Annotated in this window: 16 protein-coding genes; 5 read left to right on the forward strand and 11 right to left on the reverse strand. The window is 68.9% G+C overall.

The features are described from left to right. Positions 1 to 246: 246 nt before the first annotated feature. From E3O41_RS00440 to E3O41_RS00475, 8 genes are all read right to left on the reverse strand, one after another. Positions 247 to 1,368: a hypothetical protein gene (locus E3O41_RS00440; protein ID WP_135011757.1), complete on the reverse strand. Its 1,122-nt coding sequence runs from the start codon at positions 1,366 to 1,368 to the stop codon at positions 247 to 249. After that, on the reverse strand, positions 1,362 to 2,066 hold the full coding sequence (locus tag E3O41_RS00445) for a hypothetical protein (RefSeq protein WP_067028272.1): 705 nt from the start codon (positions 2,064 to 2,066) through the stop codon (positions 1,362 to 1,364). Before E3O41_RS00445 ends, E3O41_RS00440 begins: the two co-directional genes overlap by 7 nt. After that, positions 2,063 to 3,073 carry a VWA domain-containing protein gene (locus tag E3O41_RS00450; RefSeq protein ID WP_067028274.1) on the reverse strand — a complete coding sequence of 337 codons (1,011 nt, stop codon included), beginning with the start codon at positions 3,071 to 3,073 and terminating at the stop codon, positions 2,063 to 2,065. The genes E3O41_RS00445 and E3O41_RS00450 overlap by 4 nt, the downstream gene beginning before the upstream one ends. Then, positions 3,070 to 4,053 (reverse strand): VWA domain-containing protein, encoded by a 984-nt coding sequence (locus E3O41_RS00455; RefSeq protein ID WP_067028276.1) that lies wholly within the window; start codon positions 4,051 to 4,053, stop codon positions 3,070 to 3,072. The genes E3O41_RS00450 and E3O41_RS00455 overlap by 4 nt, the downstream gene beginning before the upstream one ends. Further along, positions 4,044 to 4,559, reverse strand: coding sequence for a hypothetical protein (locus tag E3O41_RS00460; protein WP_240482492.1), 516 nt, complete (start codon positions 4,557 to 4,559; stop codon positions 4,044 to 4,046). The genes E3O41_RS00455 and E3O41_RS00460 overlap by 10 nt, the downstream gene beginning before the upstream one ends. Further along, positions 4,543 to 5,436: a DUF58 domain-containing protein gene (locus E3O41_RS00465; protein WP_135011759.1), complete on the reverse strand. Its 894-nt coding sequence runs from the start codon at positions 5,434 to 5,436 to the stop codon at positions 4,543 to 4,545. Before E3O41_RS00465 ends, E3O41_RS00460 begins: the two co-directional genes overlap by 17 nt. A 5-nt stretch (positions 5,437 to 5,441) precedes the next feature. Next, on the reverse strand, positions 5,442 to 6,434 hold the full coding sequence (locus E3O41_RS00470; protein ID WP_067028280.1) for an AAA family ATPase: 993 nt from the start codon (positions 6,432 to 6,434) through the stop codon (positions 5,442 to 5,444). Between the two features lie 146 nt (positions 6,435 to 6,580). Then, complete coding sequence (locus E3O41_RS00475) at positions 6,581 to 7,294, reverse strand: Pr6Pr family membrane protein (protein WP_240482493.1); 714 nt, start codon at positions 7,292 to 7,294, stop codon at positions 6,581 to 6,583. A gap of 114 nt (positions 7,295 to 7,408) precedes the next feature. Between E3O41_RS00475 and E3O41_RS00480 the strand changes: the two genes are divergently transcribed. The 4 genes from E3O41_RS00480 (at position 7,409) to E3O41_RS00495 (ending at position 13,589) form a co-directional block, all read left to right on the forward strand. Further along, positions 7,409 to 8,881: a type I restriction-modification system subunit M gene (locus E3O41_RS00480; protein ID WP_067028282.1), complete on the forward strand. Its 1,473-nt coding sequence runs from the start codon at positions 7,409 to 7,411 to the stop codon at positions 8,879 to 8,881. Then, positions 8,878 to 10,008: a restriction endonuclease subunit S gene (locus E3O41_RS00485; protein ID WP_067028284.1), complete on the forward strand. Its 1,131-nt coding sequence runs from the start codon at positions 8,878 to 8,880 to the stop codon at positions 10,006 to 10,008. The genes E3O41_RS00480 and E3O41_RS00485 overlap by 4 nt, the downstream gene beginning before the upstream one ends. Then, positions 10,008 to 10,721, forward strand: coding sequence for an NYN domain-containing protein (locus E3O41_RS00490; protein WP_067028286.1), 714 nt, complete (start codon positions 10,008 to 10,010; stop codon positions 10,719 to 10,721). Before E3O41_RS00485 ends, E3O41_RS00490 begins: the two co-directional genes overlap by 1 nt. A gap of 222 nt (positions 10,722 to 10,943) precedes the next feature. Next, complete coding sequence (locus E3O41_RS00495; RefSeq protein ID WP_135011761.1) at positions 10,944 to 13,589, forward strand: DEAD/DEAH box helicase family protein; 2,646 nt, start codon at positions 10,944 to 10,946, stop codon at positions 13,587 to 13,589. Here E3O41_RS00495 and E3O41_RS00500 read toward each other — a convergent pair. After that, the gene (locus E3O41_RS00500; protein ID WP_135011763.1) at positions 13,569 to 14,567 is read right to left on the reverse strand and encodes an IS481 family transposase; all 999 of its coding nucleotides are present in this window, start codon (positions 14,565 to 14,567) and stop codon (positions 13,569 to 13,571) included. The genes E3O41_RS00495 and E3O41_RS00500 overlap by 21 nt on opposite strands. Before the next feature lie 184 nt (positions 14,568 to 14,751). On the opposite strand from E3O41_RS00500, the gene E3O41_RS00505 reads away from it, so the two are divergent. Next, positions 14,752 to 15,081 (forward strand): hypothetical protein, encoded by a 330-nt coding sequence (locus E3O41_RS00505; protein ID WP_026095586.1) that lies wholly within the window; start codon positions 14,752 to 14,754, stop codon positions 15,079 to 15,081. Here the strand turns inward: E3O41_RS00505 and E3O41_RS00510 are convergent. Continuing rightward, positions 15,062 to 15,908, reverse strand: a protein-coding gene (locus tag E3O41_RS00510) for an IS5 family transposase (RefSeq protein ID WP_233449959.1) whose coding sequence is annotated in 2 segments (ribosomal slippage) — positions 15,062 to 15,601 and positions 15,603 to 15,908 — 846 coding nt in all. Because the reading frame shifts where the segments join, the coding sequence is not laid out codon by codon here. The two genes, E3O41_RS00505 and E3O41_RS00510, sit on opposite strands and share 20 nt — an antisense overlap. A gap of 87 nt (positions 15,909 to 15,995) precedes the next feature. Then, entirely contained in the window at positions 15,996 to 16,994 is a 999-nt protein-coding gene (locus E3O41_RS00515) for an IS481 family transposase (RefSeq protein WP_135011766.1), read from the reverse strand. Positions 16,995 to 17,139: the final 145 nt, after the last annotated feature.

The raw sequence follows: 17,139 nt of genomic DNA on the forward strand, positions 1-17,139 counted from the left end.
CCCGGGCCCGGTAGCGCGGTTCCGGAAGCGGTCCGGGTGAACCGTGTCCAGAACCGCGCCGCCCGGGTAGGGTGTCCCCTCCCCCGAGGGACACAGGGCCGAGCGTGGGGGCCGCGTCCTCCTCCCCCGAGGTGACGACTGGCCGCTCGACCTGTCTGAACGGTATGCCGCCGGATCGGCGCACGGCAACCGTCGGTGCCCGGGTGGATGATTCCGGGTGAAGCCGGGGTGAGCGGCGGGTGAGCGTCAGTCGATCGGGCTGTCGGCGATCGCCTGCTCGAACGCCTCGCGGTCGGCCTCGCTCAGCAGCTGGCGGCCGAGGAAGAACAGCTGCAGGCCCTCGAGCGGCGTGCCGTCGCTGGCGTTCTCGGCCTCCTGGCGCTGCCGGAAGACACCGGTGTCGTCGTGGGTGAGGTCGGTGATCGTGGCGTAGAAGAGGCTCGGGTCGGGCGCGCCGGACTCGTACATCAGGTCGGTCCCGCCGACCTCGGTGTACCACTCCCACACCACCTGGGTGGCGGGATCGGCGCTGCCGTAGAGCTTGTCGAGGCTGTCGTCGGTGATGCCGCTGTCCTCGTTGAGCGGGTAGAGCGGCCAGTACACGCCCTCGCGCAGCAGCACGTCGTCGATCGCGGCCATGACCTCGCGCTTCTGCGCCTCGGTGCGGATGGGCTGCTCGGTCGCCCACACCGGCGCGCTGTACTCGACGAGCATCGACTCGCCGCCGTAGCCGTTGCGCTCGGGGCGGGTGGAGCCCTCGCCGATCCGCACCCAGGTGAAGCCGAAGCGATCGGTCAGCTCGGTGCGGATCGCCTCGGAGAGCGAGTCGAACCGCGCCTGCATCTGCTCGAGCGACTCCGCCTGCAGCACGAGGTCGGGATCGACATCGCGGATGCCGGGGTACTCCTGCTCGGTCTTGTCGCGCACGGTCTCGCCGTCGTACGTGCCGGCCGCCGAGGACTGCAGCGCGCTGGCGGCGCCGATCGTGCCGACGTTGAGGATCACCGCGACGGTGAGCGCGATCGCCCCGAGGAAGCGCGCGTTCGGCACGAAGAGGGCGGCGATCACCACGGCCGCCACCACGAGCTGGAGCGCGATCATCGTGGTGCCGTAGATGGTGTCGGTGGCGCCCATCGCGAGCTGGATGAGCAGCACGAGCGCGAGGCCCGCCGCCGCTCCGAGCGCCGCCCAGCCGAACCAGTGCCGTCGCCGGGCCGGCTTCGGCTCCGGCTCGCGCGGGGCGAACGGCATCGTCAGTTCGGGCGCGAACGGCGACGAGGGGAACTGCCGGGCGCGCTGGTAGCCGCCCGGGGGAGGGGTCGGCGGGGCGCCGTCGTGCTTGGCGACGAATCGCGATCGGGTCACCATGGCTTGTCCGTTCCGCCGCCGGAGCTGTCGTCCTCGCCCTGCTCGCGCTCCTGGGCGCCGTTCTCGAGCTTGTCCTCGATCTGGCCGAGCTTGTCCTCCTGCTCCTGCTGCTCCTGCTCGGTGGGCTGGTCCTGCTCGTCCTCGCCGGTGTCCGGCTGCTGCTGCTCGTTCTGCTGCTGCTTCTGCTGCAGCCGATCCTGCTGGTCGTCCTGCGTCTCGGCGTTGTCGCGCTCGGGGTCGGGCGACTGCTCGTTCGCCTCGTCGCTGCGGCACTCCTCCGGCAGGGCCAGGTTGACCTCGAGCGCCTCGGCGTAGAACGCGCCGGCCTCCGCGGGGCTCTCGGCCGCGTCGCCCTGGCGCTCGATCACGAGCGCCAGGTTCAGCTGCACGGGGCACCGCTCGAGCCCCTCGGTCAGCGGCAGCGCGGCCTCGAACTGCGCGCGGGCCTCGGGCAGCCGCTCGAGGCCCGCCAGGCCCACGCCGAGGTTGTAGGGCGCCTTGTAGGGCTCGAACCAGTTCAGCGGGTGCTGCGCCTCGGCCGCGGTGACGGTTCCCTGGGGGTTGCCCTGCACGTGCGCCGTGATCGCCTGGTGCGCGAAGGCGTACATCCCGAGGATCTTCACGACGATCACGAGGCCCGCCAGCGCAATCGGGGCGAAGCCGATGAGCAGCCACATCCGCAGCCGTTTGCGGGTCATCGCCGGGCCTCCTTCGGCGATCGGGCCAGCCGCAGGGTGCGGCCGATGCGGGTGGCCGCGACGGCGACCTCGGCCAGCAGGAGACCGGCGACGACGATGCCGATGGCCCACGACAGCTCGGTGCGGGCGCCCGGGGTCTCCTGATCGGCGACGGCCGTCGTCTCGGCGGGCGCCTCGGGCAGCTCGGGCTCCGCATCCGCCGTGCGGTGCACGTAGGGCACGCCCAGCTGCTCGGCGATCGTGCCGAGCGCCTCCTCGTCGATGATCGACACGGCCCGCTCGCCCGTCGCCGGGTCCTCCAGGTAGTCGCCCGAGCCGTCCACGCCCGCGCCGACGCGCCTCATCGGGCCGCCCTCGGCGGTGCCGTAGCCCAGCACGGCGCCGCCGTCGACGAGCTCCGCGCTGCCGGCGAACGACTCGGGCTCCTCCGGCGCGGTCTGCTCGCCGTCGCCGAGGTAGAAGACCATGCGGGCGCGCCCCTGCTGCGACTCCTGCGCGCCGCGCAGCGTCTGCTCGAGCACGGGGGCGGCGATGCCGATCGAGCTGCCGGAGGAGCGATCGGTCGGCGGCGGCGCCATCACCTCGATCGAGGCCATGAGGGCGCTCGTGTCGGTCGTGAGGGGCAGGCGCAGCTGCGCGCTGTTGTCGAAGGCGATGAGCGCGTACCGCGCGCCCGGATAGGTCTCGATGATCGCGCGGATGTCGTCGGCGACGCCGTCGATCCGGCGCGCGCCGTCCTCGCCCTCCCAGTCCTCGGCGAGCATGCTCGTGGTGTTGTCGAGCACGATCACGATGTCGACGTTCGTGGCGACCGATCGCGCCGCGCCGTCGGGGATGCCCGGGCGGAACGCGAGGACCGTGCACGCCAGCACGAGCGCGACGCGCAGCGCCCAGCGTGCGCGCGCGCCGGGCTCGGCGGCCCGGATCAGCGTCCACACCGCCAGCGCGAGCACGGGCAGGCACAGCGCCAGGAGCAGCAGCGGGTGGAGCACGGGCAGGAAGGTCACAGCCGCACCCTCCATCCGATCACGACGAGCACGAGCGCGAGCATGAGCACCACCACGATCCACACGGTCGGCTCGTCGGTCCAGACCACCTCGATCTCGCCGCGCAGGGCCGTGGCCTCCTGCTCCTGCACGCGGTCGACGATGTCGCCCACCGTGGTCGTGCCCCGCAGGCCGTAGGCCGCGCCGCCCGTGGCCTCGGCGGCCGCGACCAGCTCCTGCGCCACCGCGCCGTCGTCCTGGATCGGGTTCAGCGCGAACACCCGCACGCCCACCGACGCGGAGTAGTCCGCGGCCTCCTGCAGCGTGAGCACGGAGGCGCCGGCGACCTCGTTGTCGGTGGCGAGGATGATCGATCGCGACCGCTCCTCGTCGGAGTGGTCGAAGCGCAGCGCGCAGGCGGCGAGGCCGTCGCCGATGAGCGAGGCGCCGGGGCCGTCGAGCGTGCCCTGCCAGTGCTCGGGCGTGACGTCGCCGTACTCGAAGCTCTCGCGCATCGAGCGCAGGTGCTCGCGCACGAACGCGTAGTCGTCGGTGAGCGGGAAGACCTGCACGGGCGAGGCGTTGAAGATCGTCAGCCCGATCCGCTCGCCCTCGAAGCCGTCGACGAGCTCGAGGAAGACGTCGAGCACCTCCTTGTCGACCTCGGTCATCGATCCCGACACGTCCAGGCACAGCATGATGTCGCGGCTGGTGTTCTCGGGCACGATCGTCTGCGACGCCATGGGCCGGGCGATCACGACGCTGCCGGCGAGGGCGGAGGCGCCCGCGAGCAGGGCGATGGCCCCCAGCCCCACCGCGCGGCGCCGCGTGGCGGCGCGCACGGCGGGCAGCTCGCGCAGCCGCTCGGCGCGCGCGACGAGGACGCCGTCGCCGCCCCGGTCGCGGCCGGAGCGGCGCAGGCCCCACGCGAGCCCCGCCGCGGCCGCGACGACGATGAGCGCCGCCACCGCGACGATCGGCCAGATGCTCGTCAGTGCCATGCATTCACCACCTCGCGTGCGGCGCTCGCGCCGGCGGCCGGGTCGATCACGGGGCCGCCGCGGAACAGGCTCGGGTAGTAGTGGCGCCTGAGCGCGTCGACGAGCGCCGGGTGCACGTCGTGCGCCTCGAGCTCGTCGAGCGACATCACGGGCGTCGCCAGGCCGGTGTAGTCGTTCACGAAGGCGCGGGTGAGGCGGCTGAGCTCCGCGTTGGCGCGGCGGGCGGTGATGTGCCCCTCGCCGTAGGCGCGCTCGACCGCGTCGATCCGCTGCAGGTAGTCGGAGCGCAGCCTCTGCAGCCGCTCGGCGGTGGGGCGCTCGGGCTCGGTGCGCTCGGCGCGCGGCTTCGGCGGCCGCGTGAGCAGCACGATCAGCGCGATCACGCCGACGATGACGATCAGGATGCCGGCCGCGAGCAGCAGCCACAGCCCGCCGTACTGGACGGGCGGGTACAGCTCATCGGTGGGCGTCAGGCCCATCCGCACCACCTCAGCGGGCGCCGACATTGACGGCCCTCCGATGCAGCATCGTGATGAGCGCGGGGACGACGTCGTCGTGCGTCGACACGGTCGCGTGGCTGATCTCCAGCCCGTTCAGCAGCTCGTCGCGCCGGCGGTCCTCGGCCGCGCGCGTGGCCGCAAGCTCCGCCACGACCGATGCGTCGCCGTGCAGGAACGCCGGCACGCCCCAACCGCTGTCCACGTCGCGCCGCTCCGCCCGCGAGCGGCGGTCGAGCACGGGATCGGCGTCGCGCACCGTGATCCACAGCACGTCGTGCTGCACGCGCAGGCGGCGCAGGGCGGCCTCGTGCTCCTCGGTGATCGGCTCCTCGTCGGTGATCACCACGACGATCATCCGCCGCTGCACGGTGCGGGCGATCGTGCGCAGCAGCTCGTTGCGGTCGCTCGCCGCGCTCGCCGGGGTGCAGGCCGCGTCGATCGCCCGCAGCGCGTGCTCGAGCGCGCCCTCGGAGCGGCGCGGCGGGGTGCGGCGCACATCGGCGGCGTCGCCGTAGAGCACGGTCACGTCGTCGCCGTGGCGCAGGCTCAGCAGGCCCAGCGCGCCGACGGCCATGATCGCGATCTCCTTCTTGGCCGTCTCGTCGGGCGCGAGCGCCGCCATGCGCCGGCCCGTGTCGACGGCGAAGAGGATCGTGTGCATGCGCGTGGCGCGCGAGCGCTTCACGAGCAGCGTGGACAGCCGCGCGGTGGCGCGCCAGTCGATGTCGCGGATGTCGTCGCCGTGCTCGTAGCGGCGCAGATCCTCGAAGTCGAGGCTCCGCCCGTGCAGCAGCGAGGCGTACGCGCCGTCGAGCGCGTGCACCGACTTGCGCCGCGAGGGGATGAAGAGCTTGCCCTTCACCCGCGTGAGCAGGGTGGCCATGGGAGTTACGGGGTGGGGACCGACTGGAAGATCGCGTCGATGAGGTCCTCGCTGCGGATGCCGTCGGCCTCGCCCTCGAACGTGAGCAGCACGCGATGGCGCAGCACGAGGTGGCGCAGCGTCCGGACGTCCTCGGGGAGCACGTGGGTGCGGCCGTTGATGAGCGCGAGCGCGCGCGAGCACTGCAGGAACGCGATGCTCGCCCGGGGGCTGGCGCCGTACTTGATGTACCGCGCCTTCTCCTCGCCGATGTAGGGAGCCGGATTGCGGGTGACGTAGCTCAGCCCGACGATGTAGTTGCGCACGGCGGGCGAGACGTGGATGCGGCTCGCGACGTCCTGCATCATCAGCACGTCCTGCACGGTGGCCGTGCTCTCGAGGTGGCGCTCCGGATCGAGCACGCCGGTGTCGATGCGCTGCAGCACCTCGAACTCCTCGGCGGGGCTCGGGTACTCCACGATCTCCTTCATGAGAAAGCGGTCCAGCTGGGCCTCGGGCAGCTCGTAGGTGCCCTCCTGCTCGATGGGGTTCTGCGTGGCGATGACGAGGAACGGCTTGGGCAGGTGGTGCACCTCGCCGCCGATCGTCGTCTGGCGCTCCTGCATCGCCTCGAGCATGGCGCTCTGGGTCTTGGCGCTGGACCGGTTGATCTCGTCGAGCAGCACGAAGTTGGCGTGCACGGGGCCGAGCACCGTCCGGAAGGACCCCGTGGAGGCGTCGTAGACCTGGTTGCCGGTGATGTCGCTGGGCAGCAGGTCGGGGGTGCACTGGATGCGCTTGAAGTCGGCCGCGATCGTGTCGGCCAGGGTGCTCGCCGCCGTCGTCTTGGCCAGGCCGGGCACCGACTCGAGCAGGATGTGCCCGTTGGCGATCAGCGCGATCAGCAGGCTCGTGCGCAGCCGCTCCTGGCCGACCACCTTGCGCGAATACGACGTCGCGATGTGGTCGAGCACCTCGCGTGCGCGGGCCAGCTCCTGATCGGTCGGTGCAGTGCTCATCGGTTCCCCTCCGTGTGCCTCCGGCCAGCCTACGGTGGCCGCGCGACGGGGGCGGCGGGGAGTTGTGCCCTGTGGAGCGGAGCTACCGTGCGGTCACGTGCGAGAAGCCGCGCGAGCCGTGCCGCTCAGCGAGCGTTCTCCCGCCTTCAGGACTCGGTCAGCGGGTCCCGGCGGCGGCCGACCGCGACGATGCCCCAGGCCACGAGGGCGAAGGCGGCCGCGATCCCCACGATGTAGAGCGCGACGCCGCCGTAGCCGCCCTGCACGTGAGGGTTGAGGAACGGGTACGGGTACCACCACGGATCGCCGGTGGTCTGGTTCGTGATCAGGTTCGCGCGGACGAGCGTGTAGACCGCCCAGACGATCGGATACATCACGACGATCCCGATCGTGGCCCACGGCAGCCCGCGCCGCCGCGGGGCGAAGAGCACGTCGAGCAGCAGGAACAGCGGCCCCACCACGTGCAGCACCTCGTTCGACCACGCCACCGTCTGGCCCTGGGGCAGTTCGATGCCGCGCAGCAGCAGGTTGTAGACGATGCCGGTGATGATCATGAACGTGCTCACGGCCGCCAGGGCGATCGAGAGCCACGCCGGGTCGCGGTCCTCGCGGCGGGTCCAGCCGCGCACGGCGGCGATGACGAGCACGATCGCGGCGAAGAGGTTCGACTCGATCGTGAAGAAGCTGAAGAAGTTCGCGATCGAGGTGGGCAGGTGGAAGTCGTTGTCCACGGCGTTGCGCAGGGTGCGCGCCAGCTGCGCGAACGCCGCGGCGAGGATGAGCGCCGCCGCGGCGATCCGCAGCACGCTCCACGTCGTCGTCCGCACCGGGGTCCTCGTCGTGCTCGTCAGCGTCGCCACGCGGTCAGCGTAGCGGCGCGGGGCGCCTCCACGCGCGGTTTCCCCGGGGCGGACCGCGGCGGCGCGTCGTGCCCGGGCCCGGCCGCTGTCGGAAGCCGCACGTAAGCTCGATCCGTGATCACGGGTGAACTCAAGAGCAGGATCGATCGGGTCTGGGACGCGTTCTGGTCGGGCGGCATCTCGAACCCGCTCGAGGTGATCGAGCAGATCACCTATCTGCTGTTCCTCCGCCGTCTCGACGATCAGCAGACGGACGCCGAACGCGAGCTGCGGCTGACCGGCTCGACGTCGCGCCCGATGCCGTTCGGCGAGGGTCAGGACCACCTGCGCTGGTCGCGGCTGCGGGCGAATGGCGACAGCGCCGCGGTGTACGAGGTCATGTCGGAGCAGGTGTTTCCGTTCCTGCGTGGTCTCGGATCGGAGATCGCGGGCGTCGAGACCACCTACGGTGGCCACATGCGCGACGCGCGCTTCACGATCCCGAGCGCGGCGCTGCTCGGCAAGGTCATGGATCAGCTCGACGAGATCCCGATGAAGGATCGCGACACGAACGGCGACCTCTACGAATACCTGCTGTCGAAGATCGCCTCGGCCGGCGTCAACGGGCAGTTCCGCACCCCGCGGCACATCATTCAGCTGATGGTCGACATGATGGCGCCGACGCCCGGCATGGAGATCGTCGATCCCGCCTGCGGCACGGCGGGTTTCCTGATGGCCGCTGCGGAGTACATCCGCGCGGAGCACCCCGATGCGCTCGTCGACCAGGTGCAATCGAAGCACTTCCACCACTCGGCGTTCCACGGCTTCGACTTCGACTCCACGATGCTGCGGATCGGCTCGATGAACATGCTCATGCACGGTGTGAACGCACCCGACATCCGCTACCGCGACTCGCTCGCGGAGGGATCGGCGGATGACGCCGAGTCGTACGACATGGTGCTCGCCAACCCCCCGTTCGCCGGTTCTCTGGACTACGAGGCGACGAGCAAGGAGCTGCAGCGCGTCGTCAAGACCAAGAAGACCGAGCTGCTGTTCCTCGCGCTCTTCCTGCGTCTGCTGAGGACAGGCGGTCGCGCCGCGGTGATTGTGCCCGACGGTGTGCTGTTCGGATCGAGCAAGGCCCACAAGGACCTGCGCCGCATGCTCGTCGACGAGCACAAGCTCGACGCCGTCGTGAAGCTGCCGTCGGGCGTCTTCAAGCCCTACGCCGGGGTGTCGACGGCGATCCTGTTCTTCACGAAGACCGGCGCTGGCGGCACCGATGACGTCTGGTTCTACGACGTGCGCAGCGACGGCTTCTCGCTCGATGACAAGCGCACGAAGCTCGAGACGTCGGACCTTCCCGATGTGCTGACCCGCTGGCGGAACCGCCCTGGGGAGAAGGAGCGCGCCCGCACGGATCAGTCGTTCCTCGTACCCGCCGACGAGATCCGCGAGCAGGGGTACGACCTCTCCATCAACCGCTACAAGGAGGTCGAGTACGAGGAGGTCGAGCACCGCCCGGTGGCCGACATCCTCGCCGACGTCGAGCGTCTGAACGCGGAGATCGCTGACGGAGTGAAGGAACTGCGGGGGCTGCTGGCGTGAGGCGCCTCGGTGACGTCATCGCGCCGGCCTCCGGCCGCGCGGGGTCGGGCCATTCACTGCCGGTCTACTCCGTGACCAAGCATGCTGGATTCGTCCCGCAGCGCGACTACTTCAAGAAGCAGGTCGCGTCGGTCGACACGTCGTCGTACAAGGTCGTGCGCGCGGGGCAATTTGCCTATGCGACGATCCACCTCGATGAGGGTGCAATTGGTTTCGCGCCGGAGGATTGCATCGTGAGTCCGATGTACACGGTATTCTCCGTGGACAGCGAGAAAGTCGACATCACATACCTGTTGAGACTGCTGCGCTCGCCTCAGGCGATTGCGCGCTACGGTTCGCTCGGGCGCGGTTCGGCGGAACGTCGCAAGTCAATCTCGCTCAAGGCGCTCGGGAGCCTTCTGGTTCCGATTCCGGACCTCCAGAAGCAGCGGCGGATCGCGGCGATCCTCGACGCGGCCGACGCGATCCGCGCGAAGCGCCGCGCCCAGCTCACCCACCTCGACGAGCTCCCCCAGGCCCTCTTCCGTGAGATGTTCGGGGGCGGCTTCGACACGGTGAGGCTGGGAGACGTGGCTTCCTTTGTGCGCGGTGTCACGTACAAGCCAGCCGAGGTGTCGGCAAGAGGTGTCGGGGTGATGCGCACGAAGAATGTGCAGAAGCGCCTATATCTCGGCGATGTCGTGCGGATCACGCCAAGCGAGCCCATCAAGGATGAGAAGTTCCTCCGCCAAGGTGACACCCTCATCTCCAGCGCCAATAGCTGGAACCTTGTCGGGAGGTGCTGCTTCGTGGACGACCTCCCGGAAAGGTTCGTCATCGGAGGTTTCGTTGTAGCTCTGCGACCGAGCAGTCGCATCGATCCGCTGTTCCTACATCAGTGGTTCAGCGGCCCCGAGGTCCAGGCGACAGTTCGTAGCTTCGGTAATCGGACCACGAACATCTCGAACCTCGACATTAGCCGCACCAAATCATTGCTTCTCCCTCTCCCGCCACTTCGCCTGCAGCAGGAGTTCGCCGACAAGGTCGAGGCGATTCATGCCGAGCGCGCCCGCGTCGCTCGTGCGCTCGAAGCCGACGACGAGCTCTTCGCTGCCCTCCAGCACCGAGCCTTCCGCGGGGAGCTGTGATGGCAGAGTCGTCGGCGCGGCCGACTGCGGCCCTATACGTCGACGGCTTCAACCTGTACCGGCGTCTTCTGGAGGGCCAGCCGCAGGACAAGTGGCTCGACCTCGAAGCGCTCGCCGAGCGGTTGCTTCCCGAGTTCGAGGTCGTGGCCGTTCGGTACTTCACGGCGGTGATCAAGCCGCTGCCCGGCAAGGATCGAAACGCTCCCCAGCGTCAGCAGGCGTACTTGCGAGCACTGCGCACTCTGCCGCGCACGAGCATCTTCGAGGGCAAGTTCCGCGTGGACACACGTGTGATGCCGGTGCACCCGGTCGAGCTGCTCGCAGATGGTTCGGCGAAGACCGTGCGGGTCAAGAAGACGGAGGAGAAGGGGTCCGACGTCGCGCTCGCCAGCATGCTCCTCGTCGATGCCATGCGCGGGCTTGCCGACTGCTTCGTGGTGCTGAGCAACGACTCCGATCTCGTGATGCCGATCCGCATGGTGAAGGAGGAACTGGGGCGGCAGGTCGGGATCCTGTCACCGGTCGACGAGAAGCGCTCGAGCAACGAACTGCGCCAGCTCGATCTCGACCTCTTCCGGCGAGTGCCGGTCTCGGCGCTCGCCGAGTGCCAGCTCCCTGACGAGCTCAGCGATGAGCACGGCACGGTGAGGCGCCCCGAGAAGTGGAGCATAAATTCCGAAGGCCCCGCCGAAGCGAGGCCTTCTAACCAGTAGCCGAAGCATCTGGGGGTGTACGTATCAGCGTAGCCGATACCGGCAGGTGCGGTAACCGGTTATCCGCGAGGAACGCATCCCTGGGCGTCTTTCCCGGTCACCCGCGTTGAACAACCTCTCACCCGCCACCGACATTCCCGTCACGGGCCGGATCTGCCGACCACACGCGATGTCGCACGGCGCCGATACGCTGATCCTGACTTCTGTGTGATCGGGGGATCGGTGAGCAACTTCGGGTTCATCCGCGACGAGTGGCCGGAGCTGTATGAGGCGTGTCAGCGGGCGGAGTCGTACGTTCTCTCCGACGCGCAGGCGGCGGGCAAGTACGCGCGCAGCGCGGTGGAGGCGGTCGTCGAGTACCTGTTCGTCGAGGTCTTCGGTCTGCCCGAGCCGTACCGGAGCGATCTCAACGCGCGGATGAACGACAACCAGTTCAAGCTGCGCACGTCCGTCGTGAACGCGAAGATGAACATCATCCGCCGAGTCGGCAATGACGCCGTCCACGAGAAGCGCAAGCTCTCGTCGCGGGAGGCGCTCGAGCTGCTGCGGCACCTCTTCGACGTCGTGGTCTGGACCGTCAAGCACTACTCGACGTTCCCCGAGGCGGCGCCGCTCGGATCGCGGTTCGATGTCGAGATCGTGAAGCGCCGCGCGCCCCTCACGGCCGAGCAGCAGATCGCGCTCGCAAAGCGGATCAAGGCGGATCAGGAGGCCGCGGAACGGGCGCTCGCGGAGCGCGATGCGACTCTCGCCGAGCGCGACGCCGAGATCGCGCGGCTGCGGCAGCAGATCGCGGCGGCGCAGGCGGCGGACACGACTGCGGACAGTCACGACTATCGCGAGGACGACACTCGTCGTCAGCTCATCGACCTCCTCCTCCACGAGGCCGGATGGCCGCTCGATCAGCCCCGCGACCGCGAGTACAGGGTCGAGGGCATGCCGGTCATCCCCGGCGTGAACGAGTCGGGCGTCGGGTACGTCGACTACGTGCTGTGGGGCGCCGACGGGCTTCCGCTCGCGCTCGTCGAGGCGAAGCGCACGATCAAAGATCCGGCTGCCGGCGGCCCGCAGGCGAAGCTCTACGCGGACCGGCTGGAGGCGGTCACGGGGCGGCGACCCGTCATCTTCCTGTCCAACGGTGATCGGCACCAGATCTGGGACGACGCCGCCGGCTATCCGCCGCGCGCCGTCGCCGGTTTCTACACGCGCGACGAGCTGGAGCTGATGGTCCGGCGCCGCGCGCTCCGGCGGCCGCTCACGGCCGCGCCCGTCGACACGGCCATCGCTGGGCGTCCGTACCAGCTCCGCGCGATCGCGAAGGTCGGGGAGCATTTCGATGCGCTCCAGCGCAGGGCGCTGCTGGTCATGGCGACCGGCACCGGGAAGACGCGCACCACTGTCGCGCTCGTCAAGCAGCTCATGGCGCAGGGCTGGGTCAAGCGCGTGCTGTTCCTCGCCGACCGGACCGCGCTCGTCAGTCAGGCCGGGCGGGCGTTCTCCGAGCACCTTCCCGACGTCGCCACCGCGAATCTCACGTCTGACAGGGTCACCAAGGGCCGCGTCTACCTCTCCACCTATCCGACGATGATGAATCTCGTCGAGGGCGACCGGGGCCCGCGCGGCGAACGGCGGTTCGGGCCGGGGTTCTTCGATCTCATCGTCATCGACGAGGCGCATCGCTCGGTGTACCAGAAGTACGGCGCGCTGTTCGACTGGTTCGACGGGCTGCTGCTCGGTCTGACCGCCACGCCCGTGGACGACATCGCGCGGAGCACGTACCGGCTGTTCGGCCTCGAGCCCGGCGTGCCCACAGACTCGTACCCGCTCGATGAGGCGATCGCGGACGGTTACCTCGTCGGGCCGGAGGGCTACTCATATGACCTCGGCTTCCACCGCCGTGGCGTGCGCTACGACGACCTCTCTGAGGAGGAGCGGGAGGAGTGGGACACCCTGGATTGGGACGAGGAGAGCGACCACGACGACCCGCCGATCGAGGTCGAGGCGGCCCGGGTCTTCCGCACGCTCTTCAACGCCGACACGGTCGACAAGGCGCTTGCCGAGCTCATGACCCATGGCCACCGGGTGGCGGGAGGTGACCGACTCGGCAAGACGATCGTCTTCGCGAAGAATCAGCGCCACGCGGATTTCATCAAGGAGCGGTTCGATGCGCAGTACCCCCACCTCGGTGGGGACTTCGCGCAGGTGATCACACACGCGTCCTCGTACGCGCAGCGCCTCATCGACGACTTCTCACAGCCGGCAAAGGCCCCGCACATCGCGATCAGCGTCGACATGCTCGACACCGGCATCGACGTGCCCGAGGTGCTCAATCTCGTGCTGTTCAAGGAGGTGCACTCGAAGACCAAATTCTGGCAGATGATCGGGCGCGGAACGCGGCTGGCACCGGGGGTGTTCGGCGACACGGGCGACCCATCGACGGACGACAAGTCGGGCTTCCGGGTCTTCGACTTCTGCGGCAACCTCGACTTCTTCCGGATGGAGCCCGCCGATCGCGCTGCTTCGGTGCCGGCATCACTGGGCAGCCGACTCTTCGCGACGCGCGCGGCGCTCGTCAGCAGGATCGCCCCGGGTACGGACGACGCGGAGGCCCGCGCCTCTGCCGCCGCGTGGCTGAGCGAGTTCGTCGCCGGGATTCCCGCGGAGTCGTTCGTTGCGCGCCCGCACCGGGAGCTCATCGAGCGATACCGGGACATCGCGGCGTGGCAGGCGCCGATCGGCGCGGTCGAGGCGGGAGACGTCGCCGCCGCGCTGGGCGGCATGCCGACGGCGGTTGCCGACGACGACGAGCAGGCGAAGAGGTTCGACCTGCTCCTGCTGCGCCGTGAGCTAGGTGTGATGTCCAGGTAGGTTGTTTTCGATCCTGCTGATAGGCGGGCCTCCGATCGCGGAGTGGTGCCTGTGATGATTGTAGAAGTGCAACCAACCCGGAAGCGCCGCGCGGCGCTCGGCTTCTGATCCGTAGAACCGGGCATATGCCCAACCATCGGCGAGGGTGCGGTGGAACCGCTCGATCTTCCCATTCGTCTGCGGCCGGTAGGGGCGGGTCTTCTTCGCCGTGATTCCGAGCTGGGTGCAGGTATCGCGCCAGGCATATGACTTGTAGGCGGAGCCGTTGTCCGAGAGGACACGCTTGACGCGGACGCCACGGTCGGCGAACCAGGCGACGGCGCGGCGCAGGACACCGATCGCGGTGTCCGCTTTCTCGTCCGAGCAGATCTCGGCGTAGGCGACGCGGGAGTGGTCGTCGATGACGGTGTGAACGAACGCGGTGCCCAGGCGCGGCTCATAGCGGTGGTTCCGGCTCTGCAGACGGGTAGCGGTGGCCTCGCGGTTGCGCTCGCCCTGGACTCGGCCGACGTAACGGTGCCCGCCGCCATCGGGGATGTTGCCGAACTTGGTGACGTCGACGTGGAGCAGCGAGCCGGGATGATCATGCTCGTACCGGCGGATCGGCTCACCGCTGACCCGGTCGATATGGCTGAGTCTGTTGATCCGGCATCGCACCAGGACTGCGTGGACGGTCGAGGCGGGCAGACCGAGCTCGCCAGCGATCTGGACCGGGCCGAGACGGCGTCGCCACCTCGCTTTCACGATCTTCTTGACCACGGGCAGCGGTGTCCTCGCCGGCATCGACCGTGGGCGGCTCGATCGGTCCGTCATCCCGGTCGGCCCCTCGGCTCGGAACCGGGCAGCCCACTTCCTGGCTGTGACGGGCGAGACCATGAACATCTTCGCCGCCAGGGACGGCGGCCAGCCGTCCTCGACGATCAGGCGCGCCAGCCGAAGACGAGCGCGTGGTGTCAGGGCAGCGTTAGCGTGGGACATGAGGGCCTCCTGGTTCGTGAAGCGGTTGAACTCAACAGCTCCACTTCATAACCGGAGGCCCTCGCCCATCAGCTCCTCACAGCCGTGTCGCCGAAACAACGTCCCTGGACATCACAGCTAGGGCGTGTTGATCAAGAAGGTGCGGGGTGGCCAGCCGCCGTGAGTTGCGCGGGAGAATGGGCGTGTGAAGATCCAGGTGCTGCATATCGAGGATTGCCCGAATTGGCAGGAGGCGGGCGATCGAGTACGGCTGGTGCTCGACTCGATCGGACGGGGCGATGTTCCGGTGGAGTTCGTGTTGATCCGCACCGAGGCTGAGGCGGTGAGCTCTGGTTTCGCGGGCTCGCCCACGATTCTTCTGGACGGTCAGGACTTGTTCCCGTCCCAGGGGAACACTGCCGACTTGGCGTGCAGGGTCTATCTGACCGAGCGCGGCTTTGCGGGTGCGCCGACGGTGGGACAGCTTGAGCGCACGCTGCAGGAGCGCGAAGCGCTCAGCGGAGATCGGTCTTGATCCAGATCAGCGCCGCGGCGAGGCTGACGGCGGCTCGGTAGTTGCGGGCGAGTTTGTCCGAGCGCATCGCGATGCCGCGCCACTGCTTGAGACGGTTGAAGCAGCGTTCTACGACGTTGCGTCCCTTGTAGCGTTCCTTCTGCTTGTCGCCGAAAGCGATCGGCCGGCCCGGCTTCTTGCGGCGGTGCGCGATCTGGTCGTCCCGCTCGGGGATGGTCGCCGCGATCCTCCGGTCGCGGAGCCAGGCGCGGTTCGCCCTTGAGGGGTACCCCTTGTCGGCGAGCACCCGGTCGGGGCGGGTGCGGGGGCGGCCCTTCCCGTCGCGGGGAACGCGGATGTTCTCCAGCACCGCGCTCATCATCGTGGTGTCGTTGATGTTCCCGGCGGTGATCATCATGCTCAGCGGCCGGCCGCGCCCGTCGCAGACCAGGTGCAGTTTGGTCGTCAGCCCGCCGCGGGAGCGTCCGATCCCGTGATCAGGCGGCTCGGACCACGGATTCTTGTGATTCGGCACAGCCCCCTGTGTCCCGGGCGAGGGTCGCGCCGTGCTGATGCACGCGCGCGATCGTGGAGTCGATCGAGACGACCCAGTCGATTTCCCCAGCGGCGTCGGCCTGCTTCTGCACCTCGGTGAGCAGCTTCTGCCAGGTGCCGTCCCCGGCCCACCGGTTGAACCGCTTGTAGATCGAGTTCCACTTCCCGAACCGTTCCGGAACGTCACGCCACGGCGCACCGGTCCGGTACTTCCACGCCATCCCCTCGATAGCGAGCCGGTGATCCGTCCACGGCCGCGACCGACCGGTCACCGTCGGCATCAACGGCTCCATCACGGCCCACACCTCGTCAGAGATCTCCTGTCGCGTCACCGTTCAAGACTCACCCACCGAGGAGCGGAACCTCTTGATCAACACGCCCTAGCTGTGATGTCCAGGTAGGTTGTTTTCGATCCTGCTGATAGGCGGGCCTCCGATCGCGGAGTGGTGCCTGTGATGATTGTAGAAGTGCAACCAACCCGGAAGCGCCGCGCGGCGCTCGGCTTCTGATCCGTAGAACCGGGCATATGCCCAACCATCGGCGAGGGTGCGGTGGAACCGCTCGATCTTCCCATTCGTCTGCGGCCGGTAGGGGCGGGTCTTCTTCGCCGTGATTCCGAGCTGGGTGCAGGTATCGCGCCAGGCATATGACTTGTAGGCGGAGCCGTTGTCCGAGAGGACACGCTTGACGCGGACGCCACGGTCGGCGAACCAGGCGACGGCGCGGCGCAGGACACCGATCGCGGTGTCCGCTTTCTCGTCCGAGCAGATCTCGGCGTAGGCGACGCGGGAGTGGTCGTCGATGACGGTGTGAACGAACGCGGTGCCCAGGCGCGGCTCATAGCGGTGGTTCCGGCTCTGCAGACGGGTAGCGGTGGCCTCGCGGTTGCGCTCGCCCTGGACTCGGCCGACGTAACGGTGCCCGCCGCCATCGGGGATGTTGCCGAACTTGGTGACGTCGACGTGGAGCAGCGAGCCGGGATGATCATGCTCGTACCGGCGGATCGGCTCACCGCTGACCCGGTCGATATGGCTGAGTCTGTTGATCCGGCATCGCACCAGGACTGCGTGGACGGTCGAGGCGGGCAGACCGAGCTCGCCAGCGATCTGGACCGGGCCGAGACGGCGTCGCCACCTCGCTTTCACGATCTTCTTGACCACGGGCAGCGGTGTCCTCGCCGGCATCGACCGTGGGCGGCTCGATCGGTCCGTCATCCCGGTCGGCCCCTCGGCTCGGAACCGGGCAGCCCACTTCCTGGCTGTGACGGGCGAGACCATGAACATCTTCGCCGCCAGGGACGGCGGCCAGCCGTCCTCGACGATCAGGCGCGCCAGCCGAAGACGAGCGCGTGGTGTCAGGGCAGCGTTAGCGTGGGACATGAGGGCCTCCTGGTTCGTGAAGCGGTTGAACTCAACAGCTCCACTTCATAACCGGAGGCCCTCGCCCATCAGCTCCTCACAGCCGTGTCGCCGAAACAACGTCCCTGGACATCACACCTAGCGCAACTCGAGGGGGACGAGGCGA

Origin of the sequence: Microbacterium sediminis (assembly GCF_004564075.1) — a bacterium.
In the GTDB taxonomy this organism is placed as follows: Bacteria; Actinomycetota; Actinomycetes; order Actinomycetales; family Microbacteriaceae; genus Microbacterium; species Microbacterium sediminis.

Excerpts from the sequence above, each read along its gene's own strand:
- E3O41_RS00445 (WP_067028272.1), bottom strand. The coding sequence starts at position 2,066 with ATGACCCGCAAACGGCTGCGGATGTGGCTGCTCATCGGCTTCGCCCCG.
- E3O41_RS00455 (WP_067028276.1), bottom strand. The coding sequence starts at position 4,053 with ATGGCACTGACGAGCATCTGGCCGATCGTCGCGGTGGCGGCGCTCATC.
- E3O41_RS00490 (WP_067028286.1), top strand. The coding sequence starts at position 10,008 with ATGGCAGAGTCGTCGGCGCGGCCGACTGCGGCCCTATACGTCGACGGC.
- E3O41_RS00515 (WP_135011766.1), bottom strand. The coding sequence starts at position 16,994 with ATGTCCCACGCTAACGCTGCCCTGACACCACGCGCTCGTCTTCGGCTG.
- E3O41_RS00465 (WP_135011759.1), bottom strand. The coding sequence starts at position 5,436 with ATGGCCACCCTGCTCACGCGGGTGAAGGGCAAGCTCTTCATCCCCTCG.
- E3O41_RS00470 (WP_067028280.1), bottom strand. The coding sequence starts at position 6,434 with ATGAGCACTGCACCGACCGATCAGGAGCTGGCCCGCGCACGCGAGGTG.
- E3O41_RS00440 (WP_135011757.1), bottom strand. The coding sequence starts at position 1,368 with ATGGTGACCCGATCGCGATTCGTCGCCAAGCACGACGGCGCCCCGCCG.
- E3O41_RS00500 (WP_135011763.1), bottom strand. The coding sequence starts at position 14,567 with ATGTCCCACGCTAACGCTGCCCTGACACCACGCGCTCGTCTTCGGCTG.
- E3O41_RS00460 (WP_240482492.1), bottom strand. The coding sequence starts at position 4,559 with ATGTCGGCGCCCGCTGAGGTGGTGCGGATGGGCCTGACGCCCACCGAT.